The 21,220-nt window shown below is 60.8% G+C and carries 24 protein-coding genes; 11 read left to right on the top strand and 13 right to left on the bottom strand.

Annotated features, from left to right (window positions below):
* Positions 1-9 precede the first annotated feature (9 nt).
* Positions 10-1,437 (bottom strand): coniferyl aldehyde dehydrogenase, encoded by a 1,428-nt coding sequence (locus BMH52_RS12210; RefSeq protein ID WP_014720345.1) that lies wholly within the window; start codon positions 1,435-1,437, stop codon positions 10-12.
* Between the two features lie 145 nt (positions 1,438-1,582).
* On the opposite strand from BMH52_RS12210, the gene BMH52_RS12205 reads away from it, so the two are divergent.
* Positions 1,583-2,254, top strand: a complete 672-nt coding sequence (locus tag BMH52_RS12205) for a TetR/AcrR family transcriptional regulator (protein ID WP_005792294.1) — start codon at positions 1,583-1,585, stop codon at positions 2,252-2,254.
* Positions 2,255-2,287: 33 nt separating this feature from the next.
* Positions 2,288-3,142 carry a sulfurtransferase gene (locus BMH52_RS12200; RefSeq protein ID WP_073843824.1) on the top strand — a complete coding sequence of 285 codons (855 nt, stop codon included), beginning with the start codon at positions 2,288-2,290 and terminating at the stop codon, positions 3,140-3,142.
* 117 nt (positions 3,143-3,259) lie between these two features.
* Here the strand turns inward: BMH52_RS12200 and BMH52_RS12195 are convergent, their stop codons facing one another.
* Genes BMH52_RS12195 through BMH52_RS12180 form a run of 4 tightly spaced genes read right to left on the bottom strand, consistent with a single transcriptional unit; the run spans position 3,260 to position 7,762 of the window.
* Positions 3,260-4,255 (bottom strand): hydrolase, encoded by a 996-nt coding sequence (locus tag BMH52_RS12195; RefSeq protein ID WP_073843822.1) that lies wholly within the window; start codon positions 4,253-4,255, stop codon positions 3,260-3,262.
* Positions 4,256-4,306: 51 nt separating this feature from the next.
* Positions 4,307-4,924, bottom strand: coding sequence for a 16S rRNA (guanine(966)-N(2))-methyltransferase RsmD (gene rsmD / locus BMH52_RS12190; protein ID WP_014720342.1), 618 nt, complete (start codon positions 4,922-4,924; stop codon positions 4,307-4,309).
* The gene (locus BMH52_RS12185) at positions 4,924-6,414 is read right to left on the bottom strand and encodes a pitrilysin family protein (protein ID WP_019817760.1); all 1,491 of its coding nucleotides are present in this window, start codon (positions 6,412-6,414) and stop codon (positions 4,924-4,926) included. The genes rsmD and BMH52_RS12185 overlap by 1 nt, the downstream gene beginning before the upstream one ends.
* The gene (locus BMH52_RS12180) at positions 6,407-7,762 is read right to left on the bottom strand and encodes a pitrilysin family protein (protein ID WP_014720340.1); all 1,356 of its coding nucleotides are present in this window, start codon (positions 7,760-7,762) and stop codon (positions 6,407-6,409) included. Before BMH52_RS12180 ends, BMH52_RS12185 begins: the two co-directional genes overlap by 8 nt.
* A 232-nt stretch (positions 7,763-7,994) precedes the next feature.
* Here BMH52_RS12180 and ftsY point away from each other — a divergent pair, with 232 nt between their 5' ends.
* The 4 genes from ftsY (at position 7,995) to rpoH (ending at position 12,061) form a co-directional block, all read left to right on the top strand.
* Positions 7,995-9,389, top strand: coding sequence for a signal recognition particle-docking protein FtsY (gene ftsY / locus BMH52_RS12175; protein ID WP_020301927.1), 1,395 nt, complete (start codon positions 7,995-7,997; stop codon positions 9,387-9,389).
* Complete coding sequence (ftsE, locus tag BMH52_RS12170; RefSeq protein WP_003234627.1) at positions 9,386-10,057, top strand: cell division ATP-binding protein FtsE; 672 nt, start codon at positions 9,386-9,388, stop codon at positions 10,055-10,057. The genes ftsY and ftsE overlap by 4 nt, the downstream gene beginning before the upstream one ends.
* On the top strand, positions 10,054-11,076 hold the full coding sequence (gene ftsX, locus BMH52_RS12165; RefSeq protein WP_060766840.1) for a permease-like cell division protein FtsX: 1,023 nt from the start codon (positions 10,054-10,056) through the stop codon (positions 11,074-11,076). The genes ftsE and ftsX overlap by 4 nt, the downstream gene beginning before the upstream one ends.
* A 130-nt stretch (positions 11,077-11,206) precedes the next feature.
* Positions 11,207-12,061 carry an RNA polymerase sigma factor RpoH gene (rpoH, locus tag BMH52_RS12160; RefSeq protein WP_003176698.1) on the top strand — a complete coding sequence of 285 codons (855 nt, stop codon included), beginning with the start codon at positions 11,207-11,209 and terminating at the stop codon, positions 12,059-12,061.
* Positions 12,062-12,249: 188 nt separating this feature from the next.
* On the opposite strand, the gene mtgA is transcribed toward rpoH, so the two are convergent.
* On the bottom strand, positions 12,250-12,972 hold the full coding sequence (gene mtgA, locus BMH52_RS12155; RefSeq protein WP_073843820.1) for a monofunctional biosynthetic peptidoglycan transglycosylase: 723 nt from the start codon (positions 12,970-12,972) through the stop codon (positions 12,250-12,252).
* A 74-nt stretch (positions 12,973-13,046) separates the two neighbouring features.
* Here mtgA and BMH52_RS12150 point away from each other — a divergent pair, with 74 nt between their 5' ends.
* The 5 genes from BMH52_RS12150 (at position 13,047) to BMH52_RS12130 (ending at position 16,177) form a co-directional block, all read left to right on the top strand.
* Positions 13,047-13,421 (top strand): DUF423 domain-containing protein, encoded by a 375-nt coding sequence (locus BMH52_RS12150; protein WP_014720336.1) that lies wholly within the window; start codon positions 13,047-13,049, stop codon positions 13,419-13,421.
* A 79-nt stretch (positions 13,422-13,500) separates the two neighbouring features.
* Positions 13,501-13,701, top strand: a complete 201-nt coding sequence (gene thiS, locus BMH52_RS12145; RefSeq protein ID WP_019817757.1) for a sulfur carrier protein ThiS — start codon at positions 13,501-13,503, stop codon at positions 13,699-13,701.
* A 54-nt stretch (positions 13,702-13,755) separates the two neighbouring features.
* Positions 13,756-14,550: a thiazole synthase gene (locus BMH52_RS12140; RefSeq protein WP_014720334.1), complete on the top strand. Its 795-nt coding sequence runs from the start codon at positions 13,756-13,758 to the stop codon at positions 14,548-14,550.
* A gap of 9 nt (positions 14,551-14,559) precedes the next feature.
* The gene (gene trmB, locus BMH52_RS12135) at positions 14,560-15,285 is read left to right on the top strand and encodes a tRNA (guanosine(46)-N7)-methyltransferase TrmB (protein ID WP_003195101.1); all 726 of its coding nucleotides are present in this window, start codon (positions 14,560-14,562) and stop codon (positions 15,283-15,285) included.
* Between the two features lie 79 nt (positions 15,286-15,364).
* On the top strand, positions 15,365-16,177 hold the full coding sequence (locus BMH52_RS12130; protein ID WP_072435372.1) for a hypothetical protein: 813 nt from the start codon (positions 15,365-15,367) through the stop codon (positions 16,175-16,177).
* Here the strand turns inward: BMH52_RS12130 and BMH52_RS12125 are convergent.
* The 7 genes from BMH52_RS12125 to BMH52_RS12095 are packed head-to-tail and all read right to left on the bottom strand — an operon-like array spanning position 16,170 to position 21,107.
* Positions 16,170-16,718 (bottom strand): RNA 2'-phosphotransferase, encoded by a 549-nt coding sequence (locus BMH52_RS12125; protein WP_072435373.1) that lies wholly within the window; start codon positions 16,716-16,718, stop codon positions 16,170-16,172. The two genes, BMH52_RS12130 and BMH52_RS12125, sit on opposite strands and share 8 nt — an antisense overlap.
* 29 nt (positions 16,719-16,747) lie before the next feature.
* A complete protein-coding gene (locus BMH52_RS12120) occupies positions 16,748-17,071 on the bottom strand; it encodes a DUF3392 domain-containing protein (RefSeq protein ID WP_003195099.1) in 324 nt (107 codons plus the stop codon).
* A 19-nt stretch (positions 17,072-17,090) separates the two neighbouring features.
* Complete coding sequence (hemW, locus tag BMH52_RS12115; RefSeq protein WP_073843818.1) at positions 17,091-18,293, bottom strand: radical SAM family heme chaperone HemW; 1,203 nt, start codon at positions 18,291-18,293, stop codon at positions 17,091-17,093.
* Entirely contained in the window at positions 18,290-18,886 is a 597-nt protein-coding gene (rdgB, locus tag BMH52_RS12110; RefSeq protein ID WP_003195095.1) for an RdgB/HAM1 family non-canonical purine NTP pyrophosphatase, read from the bottom strand. The genes hemW and rdgB overlap by 4 nt, the downstream gene beginning before the upstream one ends.
* Entirely contained in the window at positions 18,883-19,317 is a 435-nt protein-coding gene (locus BMH52_RS12105) for a DUF4426 domain-containing protein (RefSeq protein ID WP_014720331.1), read from the bottom strand. The genes rdgB and BMH52_RS12105 overlap by 4 nt, the downstream gene beginning before the upstream one ends.
* A 21-nt stretch (positions 19,318-19,338) precedes the next feature.
* Positions 19,339-19,959: a methionine biosynthesis protein MetW gene (metW, locus tag BMH52_RS12100; RefSeq protein ID WP_003195091.1), complete on the bottom strand. Its 621-nt coding sequence runs from the start codon at positions 19,957-19,959 to the stop codon at positions 19,339-19,341.
* Positions 19,956-21,107, bottom strand: a complete 1,152-nt coding sequence (locus tag BMH52_RS12095; RefSeq protein ID WP_034128945.1) for a homoserine O-acetyltransferase — start codon at positions 21,105-21,107, stop codon at positions 19,956-19,958. Before BMH52_RS12095 ends, metW begins: the two co-directional genes overlap by 4 nt.
* Between the last annotated feature and the right edge of the window lie 113 nt (positions 21,108-21,220).

Below are 21,220 nucleotides of genomic sequence, written 5' to 3'. Positions count from 1 at the left end.
TGGCGGTTATCAGCGGATAAACAGCTTCTGGATCAGCTTCTGGATCGACTTGCCATAAGGCGGGTAGATCAACTTCGCTGCGTTCAGGCGCTGTTTGACCAGCACACCCTTGGCCTTGCTGAACGTCAGGAAACCTTCGTGACCGTGGTAATGGCCCATGCCTGACGGGCCGATGCCACCGAACGGCATATCGTCCTGAGCGACGTGCAGCAAGGTGTCGTTCAGGCACACGCCACCGGAGTGGGTTTCGTGGAGCACCCGCGCTTGTTCGCCTTTGTTGTAGCCGAAGTAATACAAGGCCAGTGGTCGAGGTCGCTGGTTGATGTAGGCAAAGGCTTGGTCAAGGCCGCGATACGGCACGATGGGCAGGAGCGGGCCGAAGATTTCGTCCTGCATCACGGTCATGTCGTCGCTGACATTCAACAGCAGGCTGTGGACCATTCGCCGCGCCTGTCCTTGCTCGTACAGTGGGATCAAAGTGGCGCCTTTGTCGGTGGCGTCCTTGGCGTAGGCATTGAGCCGGGCCAGTTGGCGCTCGTTGATGATGGCGGTGTAGTCCGGGTTGTCGACCAGCGTCGGATAAAACCCGCGCACGGCTTTGGAATAGGCCTCGACAAAGCCTTCCACGCGATCTTCCGGTACTAGCACATAATCTGGCGCCACGCAGGTTTGCCCGGCGTTCAAGGTTTTGCCGAAGGCGATGCGTTCGGCGGCGTCCTTGAGTGGCACATCGGCCGAGACAATGGCTGGCGATTTGCCGCCTAGCTCCAGGGTCACCGGCGTGAGGTTTTCGGCCGCCGCACGCATCACGTGCTTGCCTATGCTGGTAGCGCCGGTGAACAGCAGGTGATCGAAGCGCAACTTGGAAAACGCCATGCCCACGTCAGCTTCGCCCAGCACGACGCACACCAGGTCCTCGGGGAAGATCTTGGCCAGCAACGCCTTGAGCAGCTCACCGGTGGCCGGCGTGGACTCACTGAGCTTGAGCATCACTCGGTTACCGGCCGCCAATGCCCCCACCAACGGGCCGATGGCCAGGTATAGCGGGTAGTTCCACGGCACGATGACGCCGACGACGCCCAATGGCTGGTAAATGACTTTGGCTGAGGCGGGCTGGAAGGCAATGCCTACAGCGCGGCGGGAAGGTTTCATCCAGCCCTTGAGGTGTTTGCTCGCGTAGTGAATGCCATGCAGGCTAGGCATCAATTCGGCAAACAGGGTTTCGTCGGCGCTGCGATGGCTGAAGTCCTGGCTGATCGCATTGATCAGCGCCTGGCGTTCGTCGCTCAGCAGATCCCGCAAAGCCTTGAGCCATTGCTGGCGCTGCCCGGCCGGTGGCATCGGGTTGGCGACGAAGGCGCGGCGTTGGGCGTTGAACAGGTTCTGGAGCTGATCCAGCGCCTGGGAATCTTGCAGGTAGGCAACGTTGGCAGACATGGCGCGGCACCGATTGTTATTGGTCTGCCTGGATTTTTAGAGTCATTGCTCTAAATTGTCAAATAACATTGCAGTAACATCCAGATTTATCCTGGCCGGGTTAGGCCGTAAGATGCCCCATCCCGTGTATAGAAGCTGATCCCCTATGGCACCACGAGTAAAGACCAGCGAGCGCATTGTGCAAACCAGCCTGGAGCTTTTTAACCAGCAGGGCGAGCGCAGTGTCAGTACCAACCACATTGCCGCCCACATGGAAATTTCCCCGGGCAACTTGTACTACCACTTCCCTAACAAGCAGGCGATCATCGCCGTGCTGTTCCGCGAATATGAAGCGCTGGTAGACAGTTTCCTGCGCCCACCACAGGGACGCACGATGGTGGTGGAGGATAAACGCTTTTATCTGCAAGCCGTATTGGCCGGCATGTGGCGTTATCGCTTCCTGCACCGCGACCTCGAACACCTGCTGGAGAGCGACCCGGAACTGGCGACTGGCTACCGGCGGTTTTCCCAGCGTTGCCTGATCCAGGGCGGCGCGATCTACCAAGGCTTTGTCGATGCCGGCATTCTCAATATGGACCCGGTGCAAACCGAAGCCCTGACCCTGAATGCGTGGATCATCCTCACCTCGTGGGTGCGCTTTTTGTGTACCACCAATGAAAAATCCACCCACCTGAGCGCCGAGGCGATCAAGCGCGGGGTGTACCAGGTGCTGGTGCTGGAGGCGGGGTTCGTTACGCCACAGGCTAAAGAGGCGGTGGATGCCTTGTTCAAAGAGTTTTACGTGCCGTTGAATCAGGCACTGGAAGAAGTGAAGTAAGACCTTTCCCCTTTGTATGCACAGGAGTCAGTCATGCCGCTTGCCCAACTGATCAGCCCCCCGCAATTGGCCGAGCGCCAACAGTCGAGCGGGTGGGTGATCCTGGATTGCCGCTTTGCCCTGGAAGACCCGGACTACGGCTTGTGCAGTTACGCCGAAGGGCATATCGAGGGCGCGCAATACGCCGACCTTGAGCGCCACCTGAGCGGCCCGGTGACCAAGGGCGTGACCGGTCGTCATCCTTTGCCGGCGGCGGACACGTTCGCCAGGCAACTGCGGGCCTGGGGCATCAGTGCCGACACCGATGTGGTGCTGTATGACGACGGCCCCGGTGCCTACGCCGCCCGTGCCTGGTGGCTGCTGGCCTGGCTGGGCAAGCGTGATGGCGTGTTTATTCTGGATGGTGGCCTCAAGGCCTGGCATGCCGCCGGTTTCCCCTTGAGCCTGGACGCGCCTGTGGTTGCGCCAGGTACCTTCGACGGTACGCCGGATAATCGTCTGTTGCTGGATGCCGAACACCTGCAAAAACGCCTGGGCCAACCTGGCCTGACCTTGATCGACGCCCGCGCCCAGCCGCGCTTTCGTGGCGAAGTGGAGCCCATCGATCCGATTGCCGGGCATATCCCTGGTGCGCAATGTGCGGCGTTCAGTGAAAACCTGGGCAGTGATGGTCGTTTCTTGCCGGCTGATCAGCTCAAGCAACGCTTTGCCGCGCAGTTGCAAGGGCGCCCGGCTCAGGAGCTGGTGGCGTATTGCGGGTCTGGGGTGACGGCGTGCCATAACCTGTTTGCGTTGAGCCTGGCGGGGTACCCGTTGGGCAAGTTGTATGCGGGGTCGTGGAGTGAGTGGATTACCGATCCAGCCCGGGAGATAGCAACGGGCGACTAAGGCTCGATCTGCAAACCCAATCAAATGTGGGAGCGGGCTTGCTCGCGAATGCAGGGTGTCAGTCGATACAGGTGTGACTGATACACCGCATTCGCGAGCAAGCCCGCTCCCACATGTTTAACCGCGTTGTGTCAGTAACCAGACAGGGATCCGGCGCTCCAGGTAGTAACCAGGGCGCTTCAGCGAACCCTCCACAAACCCCACATGCCCGCCCTTGGCCAGCAACTCGAACTCAGTACAGTCCGACAGTTCACGCGCATCAGGCAAGCTGTGCGCAAACACAAAAGGGTCATCGGCCGCCTGGATAATCAACGTAGGCGTACGGATATCGCCCAGGTAATAGCGGCTCGATGCGCGGCGATAATAGTCTTCAGCACTGATGAAACCATGCAGCGGCGCGGTTACCCGCCCGTCGAAGTCCCAGAATGTGCGCATCTTTTCCAGGGAACCAAGGGCCTCCAGGGTTTTGAGCCCATCCTCACGACCGTCCTGCAGGAACTGGCGTTGCTTGACGCGGATGTACGCCAGCATCTCGCGCATGAAGTGCTTCTGATACACCCGCGAGAACCCCAGGCCGATGCGATCGGCGCATTGATCCAGGCGAAACGGCACCGATACCGCCGCCGCGCCCTGCAGACCCGAGGCCTTGCCGGTTTCCCCCAGATGCTTGAGCAACACATTGCCACCCAGGGAATAACCCACCGCATACAAGGGCGCCAACGGCCGCTTGGCGCGCAGATGAGCAATCGCTGCCGCCAGGTCTTCGCTGGCGCCGGAGTGATAACTGCGAGCCAGCAGGTTGGGCTCGCCCGAGCAGCCGCGCCAGTTCAACGCGGCACTGGCCCAGCCTTGGGCCGCGAGGACTTTTTGCAGGCCGGCCACATAGGGTGAATTGGACGAACCGGTCAGCCCATGCAGCACCAGCACCAAGGGCGCTTGCACGTCATGGGGGCCATGCCAGTCGAGATCGAGGAAGTCGCCATCCTCCAGCCACAGTCGCTCACGCTGACGCTCGATGTGGGTGGTCGGCCGCCACAGCGGCCCCCACAGTGTCTGCAAGTGGGGGTTGCCGAGGCCGAGGGCGGGTTTGAATAAATCGGAAGAGGGGGTCATGAAACTCTCGGTAGCCAGTGAGCTCGCCGTGGCAAGCTCCCCAGCCACAGGTTAAGCGGCGTTTTCGACCAAACGATGCCACAACGCGTAATACACCCGCCCGGACTTCTGCTCCCGGTGCAGGCGCCAGCCACTTGGCAGGCCGAGCGTGGAGGGCGCGGTCTCGCTCTCAGTGTAGATCCAGGCATCCGGTGCCAGCCACTGGCGTTCTTCCAGCAGAGTGCAGACGGCCGGTAGCAGGTTCTGGTTGAACGGTGGGTCGAGGAACACTACATCGTACTCAGTCGCCGCCTGGGTTTCCAGGTAGCGCAGCGCGTCGGCCGTCTGCACCTGGCCTGTGGTGCAACGCAGCGTGCCCAGGTGCTCCTTGAGGCTGGACACCGCCACATTGCTGGCGTCCAGCGCCTGGCCCTGGGCCGCGCCACGGGACAGCGCCTCCAGGAACAGCGCGCCGCTGCCGGCGAACGGGTCCAGCACTTTGGCCCCGCCTATGTACGGCGCGAGCCAGTTGAACAGGGTTTCACGCACGCGATCAGGCGTCGGGCGCAGGCCCACAACGTCGGGGAAGCTCAGCTTGCGGCTGCCCCATTCACCGCCAATGATGCGCAGTTGGCCCACACCGTTATGCACGTTGTGGACAGGTTTTTTCGGGCGAGATGAACTGGCCATTAATGCTCCGGAACCCCGAGCGGCTGCTCGGCAGGTTTATCAGTGGGGGGCGGTAGTGGCTTTTGCGCAATCGTCGGGCCGGCGGTCACGATGACCATCTTGTCGGCGCTCAAGTGTTTGTTCATTGCAGCCTTGACCTGATCGACGGTCAGGGCCTGGGATTGTTTCATGAAATCTTCCAGATAGCTCAGCGGCAGGTTGTAGAAACCCATGGCGCCCAACTGCCCGACGATATCGGCGTTGCTTGCGGTGGACAGCGGGAAGCTGCCGGCCAGCTCGCGCTTGGCGTCATCCAGTTCCTTTTGCGTCGGGCCGGTCTTGAGGTAGTCAGCCAATACGTCCTCCACCAGGCGCAAGGTGCCACCGCTCATTTCGGCGCGGGTCTGCAGGTTGATCATGAACGGGCCGCGCACCTGCATCGGTGAGAAACCGGAATACACGCCGTAGGTCAGGCCGCGCTTTTCACGCACTTCGCTCATCAAGCGGGTGCCGAAGCCACCGCCGCCGAGGATCTGGTTACCCAGGGACAAGGCTGCGTAATCCGGGTCGGCACGGTCAATGCCCAACTGCGCAAACAGCAGGTGGGTTTGCTTGGACGGGAACTCGATACGGCTCAGGCCGGCTTTTGGCTCGGTCGGCTGGGCGATCTTGGCCATCGCCGGGCCCTTGGGCAGCGAGGCGGACACCTTGGCCGTCATGGCTTCGGCTTCGGCGCGGGTCAGGTCGCCCACCACCGCAATCACCGCGTTACCCGCCGCATAGGCCTTGGCGTGGAACGCCTGCAACTGCGCCAGGGTAATCTTCGGCACGCTCTCGGGGGTGCCTTCGCTCGGGTGCGCGTAAGGGTGGTCGCCGTACAGGCGCTTGAACAGCTCGATGCTCGCCAGTTTGCCGGGGTTCTGCTTCTGGTACTCGAAACCGGCCAGGATCTGGTTCTTGATGCGTGCCAGCGAGTCTGCCGGGAATGTCGGCTGGCCGATCACCTGGTTGAACAGTGACAGGGCGGCGTCGCGCTTGGCGCTGTCGCTCAGGCTGCGCAGGGTCACCAGCGCCATGTCGCGGTAGGCGCCGTTGCCAAAGTCGGCCCCCAGGCCTTCGAACCCGCTGGCGATCTGGCTGACATCCTTGCCCGGCACGCCTTCGTTGAGCATGGCGTTGGTCATCAGTGCCAGGCCTGGCACGTCGCCATCCTGGCTGCTGCCGGCGGCGAACAGCAGGCGCATGTCGAACATCGGCAGTTCATGGGCTTCGACGAACAGCACCTTGGCGCCTTCGGTGGTGGTCCAGGTTTGTACGTCGAGCTTGCGGTTGGTCGGTGCCTTGCCATCCAGTTCCGCCAGGGATTGCAGGGTGCTGGCCGTTTGAGCCTTGTCCAGGGCCTGGCTGGCGACCGACTCGCTGGGGCGCAAGAAGTAAACGGCGCTGGCCGCCATCAGGGTGACGGCGATCAGGCCGGGCAGGATCAGGCGGCTGTTTTTGCGATCACTCATGAGCGGTCTCCTCAGGCAAAACATGGGCGACGCTCAGACGTTCGCGGGTGAAATAAGTGCGTGCGGCCTTCTGGATGTCTTCCGGGGTCACGCTTTGCAGGTCGGCAAGCTCGGTGTCCATGAGTTTCCAGGACAGGCCGACGGTTTCCAGGGAGCCGATGGCGGTGGCCTGGCTGGTGATGGAATCACGCTGGTACACCAGGCCGGCAATCACCTGGGCACGGATGCGCTCCAGTTCTTCGGCGGTCGGCGGCTTGGCCTTCAACTCATCGAGCAGGCGCCACAGGCCGGCTTCGGCCTGGGCCACGGTTTTCTTCTTCTGCTGGTTCGGCGTGGCCGAGAGGGTAAACAGGCTGTCGCCACGGGTGTAGGCGTCGTAGTTGGTGGAAGCCGCGGACACCAGTTCCTCACCGCGTTCCAGTTGCTCGGAGATCCGTGCACTGTAGCCGCCGTCCAGCAGGGCCGAGATCAGGCGCAGGGCCTGCACCGAACGTTTGTCTTCAGCGGTGGCCAGGCCGGGCACGTTGAAGCCCAGGATCACACTCGGAAGTTGGGTCTGCACGTGCAGGGTCAGCAGGCGCTCGCCGGGCTCGGCCAGTTCCATCGGGATTTTTGCCGGCGGCACGTCACGCTTGGGGATCGGGCCGAAGTAACGTTGGGCGAGGTTTTTCACCTCGTCCGGGGTCACGTCGCCGACCACCACCAGGGTGGCGTTGTTCGGCACGTACCAGGATTGGTACCAGTGGCGCAGTTCCTCGACCTTCATGCGGTCCAGGTCGGCCATCCAGCCAATGGTCGGCGTGTGGTAGCCACTGGCCGGGAACGCCATGGCCTTGAAGCGCTCGAACGCCTTGGACATGGGGTTATCGTCGGTGCGCAGGCGGCGTTCTTCTTTGATTACCTCGATTTCACGGCTGAACTCGTCGGCCGGCAGGCGCAGGCTGGCCATGCGGTCGGCTTCCAGCTCAAAGGCCACGCCCAGGCGGTCACGGGCCAATACCTGGTAATACGCGGTGTAGTCGTCGCTGGTGAACGCATTTTCTTCGGCGCCCAGGTCGCGCAGGATCAGCGAGGCTTCGCCGGGGCCGACCTTGGCGCTGCCCTTGAACATCATGTGTTCCAGGGCGTGGGACAAACCGGTCTGGCCCGGGGTTTCGTAGCTTGAGCCAACCTTGTACCAGACCTGGGAAACCACCACCGGCGCGCGATGATCTTCGCGCACGACCACTTTAAGGCCGTTATCGAGGGTGAATTCATGGGTGGGTTGTGGATCGGCAGCCAAAGCTGAGAGAGGCAGACAAACTGTGCTGAACAGCAGGCCTGCGGCGCGGCGGGCTAGAGCATTCATTCGTTTTTAAACCTGTTGGGCTGCCCGCTTGGTCTTAGCGTCGGCGGGCGAGGAGGTGCTAGGATACTGGTCCGACTTAAGGACGGCCACTGCGGCTGTCTTGTGAAGGCCCTATTTAGGCCTTACAAAATGTTGCGCATGAACGAGCTGGCTAAAAAACAGTCTGTTACGCATCGAATTTTATTTACCGGCGCGCCCTGTGGCGCGTCGCTACCTTGAGATAGCCGTCTCCATGTTTGGTTCCAACGACGACAAGAAGACCCCAGCTGCGGCTGGCGAGAAGAAAGGCCTGTTCGGATGGCTGCGCAAAAAGCCGCAGGAAACCGTCGTCGAACAGCCACAGGTTCACGCTGAACCGACCCCTGAACCCGTAATAGAAGCCGAACCGGTTGCCGAGACGCCAGTTCCGGTGGTGTTACCGATGGCTGAGCCGGTGTTGCAGCCGGTCGTTGAGGCCGAGCCGGAACCTGAGCCTGAGCACAAGCCCTGGTTAGAGCTGCCGGTGGCCGAAGAACCCGTGGCATTGGTTGAGGATGTTCAGGCCGAGCACGTCGTGCCGCCGATTCCTGCAGTGGTTGAGCCGGCGCCGGTAGAGGCTGTGGCTGAAATACCGCCCGTCGTTGAAGTGCCTGCACCGGTTGTCGCTGCACCTGCCGTTATCGAGCCAGAGCCTGTCGTCGCCACCACCGAAACCAGCAAAACCGGATTCTTTGCACGCCTCAAGCAGGGCCTGAGCAAGACCAGCGCCAGTATTGGCGAAGGCATGGCCAGCCTGTTCCTGGGCAAGAAAGTCATTGATGACGAGCTGCTCGAAGACATCGAGACCCGCCTGCTCACCGCCGACGTGGGCGTCGAAGCCACCGCCGTGATCATCCAGAGCCTGACGCAGAAGGTCGCGCGCAAGCAGTTGACCGACGCCGATGCGCTGTACAAATCCCTGCAGGCTGAGCTGGCCGCCATGCTCAAACCGGTTGAAGCGCCGCTGGTGATCACGCCGAAAAAGCCGTTCGTCATCCTCGTTGTAGGGGTTAATGGCGCTGGCAAGACCACCACCATCGGCAAGCTGGCCAAGAAGCTGCAAGGTGAAGGCAAGAAAGTCATGCTCGCCGCCGGTGACACCTTCCGTGCCGCCGCCGTCGAGCAGTTGCAGGTGTGGGGCGAGCGCAACAAGATCCCGGTGATCGCCCAGCACACCGGCGCCGACTCGGCTTCGGTGATCTTCGATGCCGTGCAGGCCGCCAAGGCCCGTAACATTGACGTGCTGATCGCCGACACCGCCGGTCGCCTGCACACCAAAGACAACTTGATGGAAGAACTGAAGAAAGTGCGCCGCGTGATCGGCAAGCTCGACGCCGATGCACCCCATGAAGTCCTGCTGGTGCTCGACGCCGGTACTGGCCAGAACGCCATCAGCCAGGCCAAGCAATTCAACCAGACGGTGCAGCTGACCGGCTTGGCATTGACTAAGCTCGACGGCACGGCCAAGGGCGGTGTGATTTTCGCCCTGGCCAAACAGTTCGGGTTGCCGATTCGCTATATCGGCGTCGGTGAAGGCATCGACGACCTGCGCACCTTTGAAGCCGAACCCTTTGTACAGGCACTGTTTGCCGAGCGGGAGCGTTCATGATTCGATTCGAACAGGTCGGTAAACGCTATGCCAACGGGCATGTGGGCTTGCATGAGCTGAGCTTTCGAGTGCGTCGCGGCGAATTCTTGTTTGTCACCGGCCATTCGGGCGCGGGCAAAAGTACGCTGTTGCGCCTGCTGCTGGCCATGGAACGCCCGACGACCGGCAAGTTGCTGCTGGCGGGCCAGGACCTGGCCACTATCAGCAATGCGCAAATTCCATTCCTGCGCCGCCAGATCGGCGTGGTGTTCCAGAACCACCAGTTGCTGTTCGACCGTACGGTGTTCAACAATGTGGCCCTGCCGTTGCAGATCCTCGGGTTGTCCAAGGCCGAGATCGTCAAGCGCGTGGACTCGGCCCTGGAGCGCGTGGCGTTGTCGGACAAGACCGACCTTTACCCGGGGGATCTGTCCACCGGTCAGCAACAGCGCGTCGGTATTGCCCGCGCCATCGTGCACCGCCCGGCCTTGCTGCTGGCGGACGAACCCACCGGTAACCTCGACCCGCGCCTGGCGGCCGAGATCATGGGGGTGTTCGAAGACATCAACCGCCTGGGCACCAGCGTCTTGATCGCCAGCCACGACCTGGCCCTGATTGCCCGTATGCGCCATCGCATGCTGACCCTGCAACGCGGCCGCCTGATCGGCGACGGGGAGGCTGGCGTATGAGTGCTACACGCAGCCCTAAAGTATCCGAACGGGTGGCTCCGAAGCCGGCCGACCCGCAACCGAAAAAGAAAAAACACGACGAAGACGACGGCCCGGACTTCGGCACCCTGGTGCACGCCTGGATCGAAAGCCACCGCGCCAGCCTGCTGGACAGCCTGCGTCGCCTGGGCAAGCAGCCGATCGGCAGCTTTTTCACCTGCCTGGTCATGGCCGTGGCCTTGAGCCTGCCGATGGGCTTGTCGCTGTTGCTTAATAATGTGGAGCGCCTGGGCGGTTCCTGGCAGCGGGCGGCGCAGATTTCGCTGTACCTGAACCTGGACACCAGCAGCAAGGAAGGCGAAGCGCTGCGTGACGATATCAAGAACATCCCGGGGGTAGCCGAGGCCGAGTACATCAGCCGCGACCAGGCCCTTGAAGAGTTCCAGCAGCAATCGGGCCTGGGCGAGGCGCTCAAGGAGCTGCCGCAGAACCCGCTGCCGGGCGTGGTGCTGGTAACGCCGAACGAGGTCGACAAGCCGGCGCTGGAAGCCCTGCGACAAAAACTCGCAGGGATGCCGAAGGTGCAACAGGCCCAACTTGATCTAGTCTGGGTAGAGCGCCTGGCCGCGATCCTCAAGCTGGGCGACCGCTTTGTGTTCGGGCTGACGGTGTTATTAGTGTCTGCATTACTTTTGGTGATAGGTAATACCATTCGTCTTCATATTGAAAACCGTCGCACCGAGATAGAAGTGATTAAACTGGTGGGCGGCACAGACAGCTATGTGCGTCGGCCTTTCCTGTACATGGGCGCGCTGTATGGCCTGGGTGCGGGAATCTTGTCCTGGGGCGTACTGGCGTTTGGCCTGGATTGGTTGAACGACGCGGTGGTCGGCCTGGCGGGGCTCTACGGCAGTGATTTCGCTCTGGCCGGTGTGCCGGTAGCCGATGGTCTGAGTCTCTTGCTTGGCGCGGTGTTGTTGGGGTATATCGGTGCGTGGATTGCGGTGGCACGGCATTTACGTGAGCTGGCGCCGAAGTAGTTAATGCCAGATTAATGTGGTTTCGTTTGTATTGACCGTATCAGCTGTTTAGGGAACTTGTCCTACGGTTCCCAGGTCAATTTTCGCAGTGCTGAACTGCACGAGTTATGTGAGTCGGAGGTTTTTTCGTATGACCACTTCTTTGCAACCTGCTTATGCCTTGGTCCCGGGTGCGAACCTGGAAGCCTATGTGCACACGGTCAACAGCATTCCATTGCTGACGCCCGAGCAGGAGCGTGAACTGGCCGAGAGTCTCTACTATGAGCAGGATTTGGGGGCGGCTCGGCAGATGGTGCTCGCCCACCTGCGTTTTGTCGTACATATCGCCCGTAGCTATAGCGGCTACGGTCTGGCCCAGGCCGACCTGATTCAGGAAGGCAACGTAGGCCTGATGAAGGCTGTGAAGCGTTTCAACCCTGAAATGGGCGTGCGCCTGGTGTCGTTTGCCGTGCACTGGATCAAGGCGGAAATCCACGAGTTCATCCTGCGCAACTGGCGCATCGTGAAAGTGGCCACCACCAAGGCCCAGCGCAAGCTGTTCTTCAACCTGCGCAGCCAGAAAAAACGCCTGGCGTGGCTGAACAACGAAGAAGTCCACCGCGTGGCCGAAAGCCTCGGTGTGGAGCCCCGTGAAGTGCGCGAGATGGAAAGCCGCCTGACCGGCCATGACATGGCCTTCGACCCAGCCGCCGAAGCGGATGACGACAGCGCCTTCCAATCGCCGGCCAACTATCTGGAAGACCACCGGTACGATCCGGCGCGTCAACTGGAAGACGCCGACTGGAGCGACAACTCCAACCACAACCTGCACGAAGCGCTGGAAGTGCTGGACGACCGCAGCCGTGACATCCTCTACCAGCGTTGGCTGGCAGAAGAAAAAGCCACGCTGCACGACCTGGCGCAGAAGTACAACGTGTCGGCAGAGCGGATTCGTCAGCTTGAGAAAAGCGCGATGAACAAGCTGAAGTTGTCGATCGCCGCTTAAAACCCAGCGAACAAAAAATGCCCCGGTCGAAAGATCGGGGCATTTTTGTATGTGTTCGAAAAGTCTCAAGTACAACTCGGTTTAATGTGGGAGCTGGCTTGCCTGCGATGAGGCCGTGTCAGATGAAGCATGGGTTACTGACCCACCGCTATCGCAGGCAAGCCAGCTCCCACAGGTCTCGTATTGTGTCAGTCGGACCAGGGTGCCTTTCGAGAGTTGTTCAGCTCCACCAGGTAACCCTCCCCACCCAACTGGCTGATCTGCTGGCGAATCCACGCCGCTCGCCGTGCCACATAGGCGGTCGGATGACTGGCACTCCACACCCGTGGATTGGGCAGCACCGCCGCCAGGTAACTGGCCTGCTGCCGCGAAAGCCCCTTGGCACTCACGCCAAAATGGTGCCGCGCCGCCGCTTCTGCGCCAAACACACCTTCATCCCATTCCACACTGTTGAGGTACACCTCAAGAATCCGCTGCTTGGGCCATAACACTTCGATCAAACCGGTAAACCACGCCTCCAGGCCTTTGCGCAAATAGCTGCGCCCGGCCCACAGGAACAGGTTTTTCGACACCTGTTGGCTCAAGGTGCTGGCACCGCGAATCGAGCCGCCGCGTTCGTTGTGCAGAATCGCCGCCTGGATCGCGCCGAAATCAAAACCCCAATGTTGCGGGAAGCGCTGGTCTTCACCGGCCATCACCGCCACTTTAAGGTCGTCGGAGATTTCATCCCACGGCACCCAGCTGCGTTGCAGGTCGATAGGCTCACCGTCAACCCAGGACTCGACCTTGCGCTCCACCATCAGCGCAGTGAACGGTGGCGGCACCACACGAAACAGCAGCACCAGCAACACACTGCCGATGGCAAACCATTTCACGACGTTGAGAAAGCGTTTGAAGAGGACACGCAGCATAGAGATGGCTTGGCCGAACCCGTTGAGCGGGCCATTATACAGACCCTGCCCGATGAGTCTGACTGGAGTTCCCCATGCTGCGTAGCTTTCTGATGCTGGCTGCCTTTTTCGGCTTTACCGGCGTTGCGCTGGGCGCTTTCGCCGCCCACGGCCTGAAAAACCGCCTGAGCGCCGACTACCTGGCGATCTTCCATACCGGCGTGACCTACCAGTTGGTGCATGCCCTGGCACTGTTCGGCGTGGCCTTGCTGGCGGCGCATATTCCGGGCCGGTTGGTTACCTGGGCGGGTATTTCGTTTACCGTCGGTATCCTGCTGTTCTCGGGCAGCCTGTATGTGCTGACGATGACCGGCATCAGTAAACTGGGGATCATCACGCCGTTTGGCGGGCTGGCGTTCCTGCTTGGCTGGTTCTTCCTGGGCCTGGCGGCGTGGCGTTTGCAGCTTTGACCGCTTGACGCTTGGAGCTGACCTTCAGGTTCCAATCGCGCTAGAATGCGGGCCCCTAAAAACGATGGCGGCCCGTGGCATGCGCATTCAGTTGAACGGCGAACCCTTTGAACTGCCCGACGGCGAAACCGTTGCGGCCCTGCTGACCCGTCTGGACCTGACCGGGCGTCGCGTCGCAGTGGAGCTCAACCTGGATATCGTCCCGCGTAGCCAGCACGCCGAGACTGTGCTCACCGAAGGTGACCAGATCGAAGTGGTCCACGCCATCGGCGGCGGCTAGCCCGCCACGGCCGCAACGCATTCTGCAGAACCTCATCCAACCAGAGGATTTCCCATGAGCATCGTTCGTAGCGACAAGCCTTTCGTCCTGGCCGGTCGTACCTACCAGTCCCGTCTGCTGGTCGGCACCGGCAAGTACCGCGACATGGAAGAAACCCGCCTGGCCATCGAAGCCTCGGGTGCCGAGATCGTCACCTTCGCCGTACGCCGCACCAACCTCGGCCAGATCGAGGGCGAGCCGAACTTGCTCGAAGTGCTGTCGCCGGAGCGCTACACCTTTTTGCCAAACACTGCTGGCTGCTACGACGCCATCGAAGCCGTGCGCACCTGCCGCCTGGCCCGTGAGCTGCTCGACGGCCACAACCTGGTGAAGCTGGAAGTGCTGGCCGACCAGAAAACCCTGTTCCCCAATGTGATCGAAACCCTCAAGGCCGCCGAGACCTTGGTCAAGGAAGGCTTCGACGTGATGGTCTACACCAGCGATGACCCGATCATCGCCCGTCAGTTGGCAGAAATCGGCTGCATCGCGGTGATGCCGCTGGCTGGTCTGATCGGTTCCGGCCTGGGCATCTGCAATCCGTATAACCTGCAGATCATCCTCGAAGAAGCCAAGATCCCGGTATTGGTGGATGCGGGTGTGGGCACTGCCTCCGACGCGACCATCGCCATGGAACTGGGCTGCGACGCGGTGCTGATGAACTCGGCCATTGCCCATGCCCAGCAACCAATCATGATGGCCCAAGCCATGAACCACGCCATCGTCGCGGGCCGCCTGGCCTACCTCGCCGGGCGCATGCCGAAAAAACTCTATGCCAGCGCCTCTTCGCCGCTGGATGGTCTGATCAAGTAAGAGCTATTGATGACTGAATCAAACGAAACGCCGAACACCGTGGAAGAGGGCGACGAGTCCAAGCACCGCCGCATCAAGAGTTTTGTGATGCGCGCCGGCCGCATGACCGAAGGCCAGCAAAAGGGCCTGGAACAGGGCACACCGCTGTTCGTACTGCCCCTGGCCGATGCGCCGGTGGACTATGACCAAGTGTTCGGCCGTTCGGCCCCGCGCTCCCTGGAAATCGGTTTCGGCATGGGCCATTCCCTGCTGGAAATGGCCGCAGCCGCGCCGGAGCAGGATTTCATCGGTGTGGAAGTGCACCGCCCAGGCGTCGGCGCACTGCTCAACGGTGTGCTGACCCAAGGCCTGAAAAACCTGCGGGTCTACGACTGCGATGCGATTGAAGTGCTCAACCGCTGCATCGCCGACAACAGCCTCGACCGCCTGATGCTGTTCTTCCCCGACCCATGGCACAAGGCCCGTCACCACAAGCGCCGCATCGTCCAGGCGTCCTTCGCGGAACTGGTGCGCAGCAAGCTGAAAGTGGGCGGCATCCTGCACATGGCCACCGACTGGGAACCGTACGCGGAATACATGCTGGAAGTGATGAACGTCGCCCCCGGCTACCGCAACCTGGCCGAAGACGGCAAATGCGTGCCACGCCCGGCCGAGCGGCCGATCACCAAGTTCGAACGCCGTGGCGAGCGGTTGGGGCATGGGGTGTGGGATTTGAAGTTCGAGAAGCTGGCTTAACTCGCGTTGCTAATCACGGCGGTGGAATCGCTGCGTTCCACTGCTGCTTCGCTTTTTACTTGTAAAGGAATACAAGCGCTTGAAAACCCTCCTTTCCAGTCTACTGTTGCTCAGTCTGTTGTCTGCGACAGCCTTCGCGGCCAGCACATCCTCTTTGCCAGTGACTTCCAGTGACGACTACTTTGAGCGTGCTCAGAAGAAGGCGGAGCAACTCAAGCTGATGTTCGATGAGAGCGTCAAGCTGGAGACCAGTGGCAAGCTGGATAAAGCCACGTTGCCCGAAGAACTCAAAGAGGTTCAGGGTGTCATGACTGCGTTCCAAGATGATCTGAAAATGGCCTCGGAGGGCGGGCATGTTGTTGCGACCTATATGCTGGCCAATATCCAAAGCCGGTTCGGCATGTCCAAGGAAGAACGCAAACAGGTGTGTGAACCGATGCACAAGGCAATGGATCAAGGTTTATTAGCCGCCGGCGTGGGGTATTACTATCAATGTGATATGGCGTACATGCGTCTAAATCTGCTTGATCCTGGGCACGTAAAGTACCTGGAAGCGCTCAAGCAGATGCTTCTGAACGTTGATCCCAACCATGACTATTATCCGCTGTACACCAATCGTTCGCTTTGTTTCGAAGGTGATCGGCTAGCTGAGATCAAGGAAGAAAGAACCTTGGGCAACATGCAAGCACGCGCCAGCGCGCGGATGCTGACCTATGATCAGTACCGGGCGGATGCCTACTACATCTTGGCGGCGACTCGTATGAACGACAAAGGTGAGCCCGACAGCGTGAATTTGACCTACCTGGATCAGGCGCTCGCGCTGGGTTGCAAAGACCCGATGACACTTAAAGAGTATTACGAAAAAGCATTTGGCAGTCAGGCCTCTAAATAGCTTCGAGGAACTGGGCAGGAACCTGCTCCGTCAGCCAAACCCCATTCTGCGCCTGATAAAATTTGAAACCCTGGGCCAGCATCTTCGAAGTGTTGATCTTCAGAATAACCACTTTCCCATAGCGCTGCCCAACTTCCCTGGCCGTCTCAAGCTGTTCACTGAGATGCACATGATGTCGTGACCCGGGAATCAGACCCTTTTGGTTGATTGACTCGATGAAGCGCGTTGCGGTGCCGTGGTACAGGACGGCTGGTGGTTGTCTTTCATCGAGTTGCAGCTGGACGCCTTGGTTGGAGTGACCCTGCACGGCGCGGATGTGTTGACCGTCCTCGGAGAACGAAAAGCGCTTCTTCTCGTTTGTGCGCACCACCTGCTCCAGCAGTTTTCGGCTAAGGCTGCGCCCGTCGCGGCTGGCCGCCTCAATCAGCTCTGCAATGCCTGCCCAGCCTTCTGAATCCAATGAAAGGCCAATTGCCTGAGGCTCATGGCGCAGTACATAGCTGAGAAATTTGCTAGTGTCGTCCAGAAGCTTTTTGCTCATGAGATGTCCTTGCCTTCATCTGGATGAAATCAGCGGCGGTCCGCTACCACGCCAATCAACACCAGCACCACGATCAACACCGGCGCCAGGCTGTAGTTATTGAACTGGCTCAATCCCCGCACAATCCACGGCGTAGCGTAGATCAACGCCGCACCACTGCCGATCAGGCACAGCAGGGCCATCAAGGGTACGCGCAAGGCGCCGGCGATGCTGCCCAGGCGTGCTTCGACCCAGCCCTTGATGTCGGCGCCGAACAGCACCAGCAAACAGCCCACAAGGGCCAACGAGATTTCCGACAGGTTGCTACGGCTCCAGCGGGATACGGTGGCGAGCAGGTCGAGTACCAGATCCATTCGATTTCCTTAAGAGCTATCAGCTCAAAAACTTCTGCAACAGGTCATTGAGAAAGAGTTGCCCGCGGTCGGTGGCCGCCAGGCGTGACGGTTCGACCTGCATTAATCCACTTTGTTCTGCGTCGCGGCGGCCTTCATCGAGGCTCGCCAGATCGAGGCCGGTGCGCTCGGCGTAGAGCTTGGCATCAACCCCTTCGGTGAGGCGCAGCGCGTTCATCAGAAACTCGAACGGCAGTTCATCGTTGGTCAGTTCTTTCGCGCCGGCCTGGAAGCTTTTGGCCGGGTTGAGGTAGTCCTTTGGTGCACGGGTTTTCCAGGTGCGGATGATGCGCCCGTCCGGGTGGCTGAGCTTGCCGTGGGCGCCGGCGCCGATGCCGATAAAGTCGCCAAAGCTCCAGTAATTGAGGTTATGCCGCGCCGGCCGTCCCGGTTGGGCGTAGGCCGAGACTTCATATTGTGCGTAACCGTGTTCGGCGAGCAGTGCCTGGCCGGCTTCCTGGATATCCCACAGCGTGTCGTCTTCCGGCAGCGCGGGTGGCTGGTTCCAGAACACGGTGTTGGGTTCCAGGGTCAGTTGGTACCAGGACAGGTGCGTGGGCTTGAGTGCAATGGCCTGGCGCAGGTCGCCCAAGGCGTCCTCCAGGGACTGGTTGGGCAAGCCGTGCATCAAATCCAGGTTGAAGTTATCGAACCCGGCCTGGCGCGCCATGCCGGCTGCGCGCACGGCTTCATCGCCATTGTGGATGCGGCCCAGGGCTTCGAGCTTCTCTTGCTGGAAGCTCTGGATGCCGATGGACAGGCGATTGATCCCCAGTTTGCGGTACGCCACGAACTTCTCTTGTTCGAACGTCCCGGGGTTGGCTTCCAGGGTGATCTCGATATCGTCGGCAAACGGGATACGCGTTTGAACGCCCTTGAGCAGGCGGCCCAGTGCAGCAGCGCTGAACAGGCTGGGCGTGCCGCCGCCAAAGAAGATCGAACTCAGTTTACGGCCATACACGGCGTGCAGGTCTTGGTCCAGGTCCGCCAGCAGGGCGTCCACATACTCTTCTTCCGGCAGCACTTTGCTGGCGGTGTGGGAGTTGAAGTCGCAATACGGGCATTTGCGCACGCACCACGGGATATGGATGTACAGCGCCAGGGGCGGCAGATGGGGCTGGGCCGCCCGTGGTGTTTGCGCGCCACCGTGGATCAGCGGCTGCGCAGAGGTGTTCTGGGTCATTTCAAGCCCAGGCGCTGGCGCAGCAACGCCATGGCGCGGGCGCGGTGGCTGATCTGGTTCTTGTCGGCCGGGCTCAGTTCGGCGCTGGAGACATTGCGCTCCGGCACCCAGAACAGCGGGTCATAGCCAAACCCATGCTCACCGCTGGCGGCTTGCAGGATGCGCCCGTGCCACAGGCCTTCGCACAGAATCGGCAACGGGTCATCGGCATGCCGCACCAGGGCCAGCACGCAGACGAACTGCGCACCACGCTCGGCCTCCGGCACGTCCTTGAGGGCGTCGAGCAGCTTGGCGTTGTTGGCTGCGTCGCCCTTGCCGTCGGCGTAACGGGCGGAGTAGATACCAGGGGCGCCGCCGAGGAAGTCCACGGCCAGGCCCGAATCATCCGCCAGGGCTGGCAGGCCAGAGATACGTGCGGCATTGCGGGCCTTGAGGATGGCATTCTCGACGAACGACAGGCCGGTCTCTTCCGGTTCGACCTGGCTGAACTCGCCAATCGAACGCAGGTGCACAGACTCACCGAGCATGGCTTGCAGTTCTTTGAGTTTGCCGGCGTTGTGGCTGGCGAGTACGAGTTGGGTAAGGTTCATCATTCGGCCGGGAACAGTTCTTGGTTGAATTGGAAACCGTGGGCCTTGCCGCCGGTTTCAACGTTGATGGTAAACGTCTTGTATTCCCGCTGGGTCACCGAGTAGGGCGCGAGGTAGCTGATGCCGCTTTTCTCTTCGATCTGCTTGAACGTCAGGATCTCGCTCTTGCCGCCCAAATCCTTGACCGTGCCAGTGACTTGCGCGGCCACCGGGCTTACGCCCTTGATCACGGTCACGTTGATCAACCCCTTCTCCTTGCTGCGCACCACACCGACTTTTTGGGCGGTCTCAGCGGGCAGGAAGCTTGAAGTGAAGGTGTTGTAATGAACGGTGATATCGCCGAAGTCTTTTTTGCGATTAGCGTCGATAGCGTCGGCGGCCATGGCGCTGGCGCCCAGGCATGCGGTCAATAGAAAAATAGCCAAACGACTCATGAACGTCCCTCTTGAAGATGATTAGACGGCAACTTTGTGGTCGGTCAGGCCAGGGCTGCTGACCCGGTAAATACCAATTTCGCCCAACAGGTTGGGCCATAGCTTACTCGCCCAGCCGTGGCGGTGCTGTTGATCGACGGCAAGGCGGTTGATCACCTTGGCTTCACGCTCGCCACACAGGGCTTCGAAGTCTTCGAAGGTGCAGAAGTGGATGTTCGGCGTGTTGTACCAGGTGTACGGCAGGAAGTCGGAGACCGGCATGCGCCCCTTGGTGGCCAGGTACCAGCGGCAGCGCCAGTGGCCAAAGTTGGGAAAGGTGATGATGCATTGGCGGCCCACGCGCAGCATTTCGTCGAGGATGCGGTCCGGGTAGTGCACCGCTTGCAGGGCTTGGGTCATCACCACGATATCGAAGCTGTTGCTGGCAAAGTTGCCCAGGCCCTTGTCCAGGTCCTGCTCGATCACGTTGATGCCCTTGGCCACGCACTGGGCGATGTTGTCCGGGTCGTTTTCCAGGCCGTAGCCGGTGACTTGCTTGTGGTCGCGCAGCCAGCTCAGCAGTTCGCCGTCGCCGCAGCCCAGGTCGAGCACGCGGCTGCCGGCGGGGATCCAGTCTTGGATGATTTCCAGGTCGGCTCTCATGGCGTTCTCACAAGCGAAATACGGTTCATGTAGTTACTGAACGCCTGCAGGTAGCGTGGGATCGGAATCAGGAAGGCGTCGTGGCCTTGCGGTGCATCGATCTCCAGGTAGCAGACGTCTTTCTTGGCGGCCATCAGGGCATCCACCAGCTCACGGGAGCGCGCTGGCGAAAAGCGCCAGTCGGTGGTGAACGACATCACGCAGAACTTGGCCGTGGCGTGCTCGAAGGTTTTTGCCAGGTCGTCATCGTGGTTGGCGGCCGGGTCGAAGTAGTCCAGAGCCTTGGTCATCAGTAGGTAGGTGTTGGCGTCAAAGCGCCCCGAGAATTCCTCGCCCTGATAACGCAGGTAGCTTTCCACCTGGAACTCGACGCTGTGGAAGTCGTAGTTGAGCTTCTCGCTCTTGAGGCCACGGCCGAATTTCTCGCCCATGGAATCGTCGGACAGGTAGGTGATGTGGCCGACCATCCGCGCCAGCATCAAGCCGCGCTTGGGGATCACGCCCGCTTCCTGGAACGAACCGCCGTGGAACTCGGGGTCGGTGAGGATCGCCTGGCGCGCCACTTCGTTGAAGGCGATGTTCTGCGCCGACAACTTGGGCGCCGAGGCGATGGCCAGGCAATGACGCACGCGGTCCGGGTAGGTGATGGTCCATTGCAGGGCCTGCATGCCGCCCAGGCTGCCGCCAATCACGGCGGCCCACTGGCTGATGCCCAGCAGGTCGGCCAGGCGTGCCTGGCTGTGCACCCAGTCTTCCACGGTCAGCACTGGGAAGTCGGCGCCGAACGGTTTGCCGGTTTCCGGGTTGAGGCTGCTGGGGCCGGTGGAGCCGTTGCAGCCGCCGAGGTTGTTCAGGCTGACCACAAAGAACTTATTGGTGTCGATGGGCTTGCCGGGGCCGATGCAACTGTCCCACCAGCCGGGCTTGCGGTCGTCAACGCTATGGAAGCCGGCGGCGTGATGATGGCCGGATAAGGCATGGCAGATCAGCACGGCGTTGCTCGCCGTGGCGTTCAGTTGGCCATAGGTTTCGTAGATCAGGTCGTAGGCTGGCAACGAACGGCCGCAGGCCAGGGCCAGGGGTTCGCTGAAATGCGCCACTTGTGGCACGACCAGTCCAACAGAATCGGGGGGGAAGGCAGCTGGCATCGACCCTGCTCTCGTTTAAATGAGGCGTAAGTCTAAAGAGCGGGGACCCTAGCGGCAAGCAATGGTCGGGGGTTAGCGTGATCGTTCCCACGCTCCGCGTGGGAATGCCTCTT

Origin of the sequence: Pseudomonas sp. BTN1 (assembly GCF_001907715.1) — a bacterium.
Lineage (GTDB): Bacteria > Pseudomonadota > Gammaproteobacteria > Pseudomonadales > Pseudomonadaceae > Aquipseudomonas > Aquipseudomonas paracarnis.
This window is presented reverse-complemented; position numbering and strand designations above follow the sequence as displayed.

Excerpts from the sequence above, each read along its gene's own strand:
- rpoH (WP_003176698.1), top strand. The coding sequence starts at position 11,207 with ATGACCACTTCTTTGCAACCTGCTTATGCCTTGGTCCCGGGTGCGAAC.
- ftsX (WP_060766840.1), top strand. The coding sequence starts at position 10,054 with ATGAGTGCTACACGCAGCCCTAAAGTATCCGAACGGGTGGCTCCGAAG.
- BMH52_RS12140 (WP_014720334.1), top strand. The coding sequence starts at position 13,756 with ATGAGCATCGTTCGTAGCGACAAGCCTTTCGTCCTGGCCGGTCGTACC.
- hemW (WP_073843818.1), bottom strand. The coding sequence starts at position 18,293 with ATGACCCAGAACACCTCTGCGCAGCCGCTGATCCACGGTGGCGCGCAA.
- rsmD (WP_014720342.1), bottom strand. The coding sequence starts at position 4,924 with ATGGCCAGTTCATCTCGCCCGAAAAAACCTGTCCACAACGTGCATAAC.
- BMH52_RS12185 (WP_019817760.1), bottom strand. The coding sequence starts at position 6,414 with ATGAGTGATCGCAAAAACAGCCGCCTGATCCTGCCCGGCCTGATCGCC.
- BMH52_RS12150 (WP_014720336.1), top strand. The coding sequence starts at position 13,047 with ATGCTGCGTAGCTTTCTGATGCTGGCTGCCTTTTTCGGCTTTACCGGC.
- thiS (WP_019817757.1), top strand. The coding sequence starts at position 13,501 with ATGCGCATTCAGTTGAACGGCGAACCCTTTGAACTGCCCGACGGCGAA.
- BMH52_RS12195 (WP_073843822.1), bottom strand. The coding sequence starts at position 4,255 with ATGACCCCCTCTTCCGATTTATTCAAACCCGCCCTCGGCCTCGGCAAC.
- BMH52_RS12200 (WP_073843824.1), top strand. The coding sequence starts at position 2,288 with ATGCCGCTTGCCCAACTGATCAGCCCCCCGCAATTGGCCGAGCGCCAA.
- BMH52_RS12180 (WP_014720340.1), bottom strand. The coding sequence starts at position 7,762 with ATGAATGCTCTAGCCCGCCGCGCCGCAGGCCTGCTGTTCAGCACAGTT.
- BMH52_RS12205 (WP_005792294.1), top strand. The coding sequence starts at position 1,583 with ATGGCACCACGAGTAAAGACCAGCGAGCGCATTGTGCAAACCAGCCTG.
- BMH52_RS12120 (WP_003195099.1), bottom strand. The coding sequence starts at position 17,071 with ATGGATCTGGTACTCGACCTGCTCGCCACCGTATCCCGCTGGAGCCGT.
- ftsE (WP_003234627.1), top strand. The coding sequence starts at position 9,386 with ATGATTCGATTCGAACAGGTCGGTAAACGCTATGCCAACGGGCATGTG.
- BMH52_RS12095 (WP_034128945.1), bottom strand. The coding sequence starts at position 21,107 with ATGCCAGCTGCCTTCCCCCCCGATTCTGTTGGACTGGTCGTGCCACAA.
- mtgA (WP_073843820.1), bottom strand. The coding sequence starts at position 12,972 with ATGCTGCGTGTCCTCTTCAAACGCTTTCTCAACGTCGTGAAATGGTTT.
- BMH52_RS12125 (WP_072435373.1), bottom strand. The coding sequence starts at position 16,718 with ATGAGCAAAAAGCTTCTGGACGACACTAGCAAATTTCTCAGCTATGTA.
- trmB (WP_003195101.1), top strand. The coding sequence starts at position 14,560 with ATGACTGAATCAAACGAAACGCCGAACACCGTGGAAGAGGGCGACGAG.
- BMH52_RS12105 (WP_014720331.1), bottom strand. The coding sequence starts at position 19,317 with ATGAGTCGTTTGGCTATTTTTCTATTGACCGCATGCCTGGGCGCCAGC.
- BMH52_RS12210 (WP_014720345.1), bottom strand. The coding sequence starts at position 1,437 with ATGTCTGCCAACGTTGCCTACCTGCAAGATTCCCAGGCGCTGGATCAG.
- metW (WP_003195091.1), bottom strand. The coding sequence starts at position 19,959 with ATGAGAGCCGACCTGGAAATCATCCAAGACTGGATCCCCGCCGGCAGC.
- rdgB (WP_003195095.1), bottom strand. The coding sequence starts at position 18,886 with ATGATGAACCTTACCCAACTCGTACTCGCCAGCCACAACGCCGGCAAA.
- ftsY (WP_020301927.1), top strand. The coding sequence starts at position 7,995 with ATGTTTGGTTCCAACGACGACAAGAAGACCCCAGCTGCGGCTGGCGAG.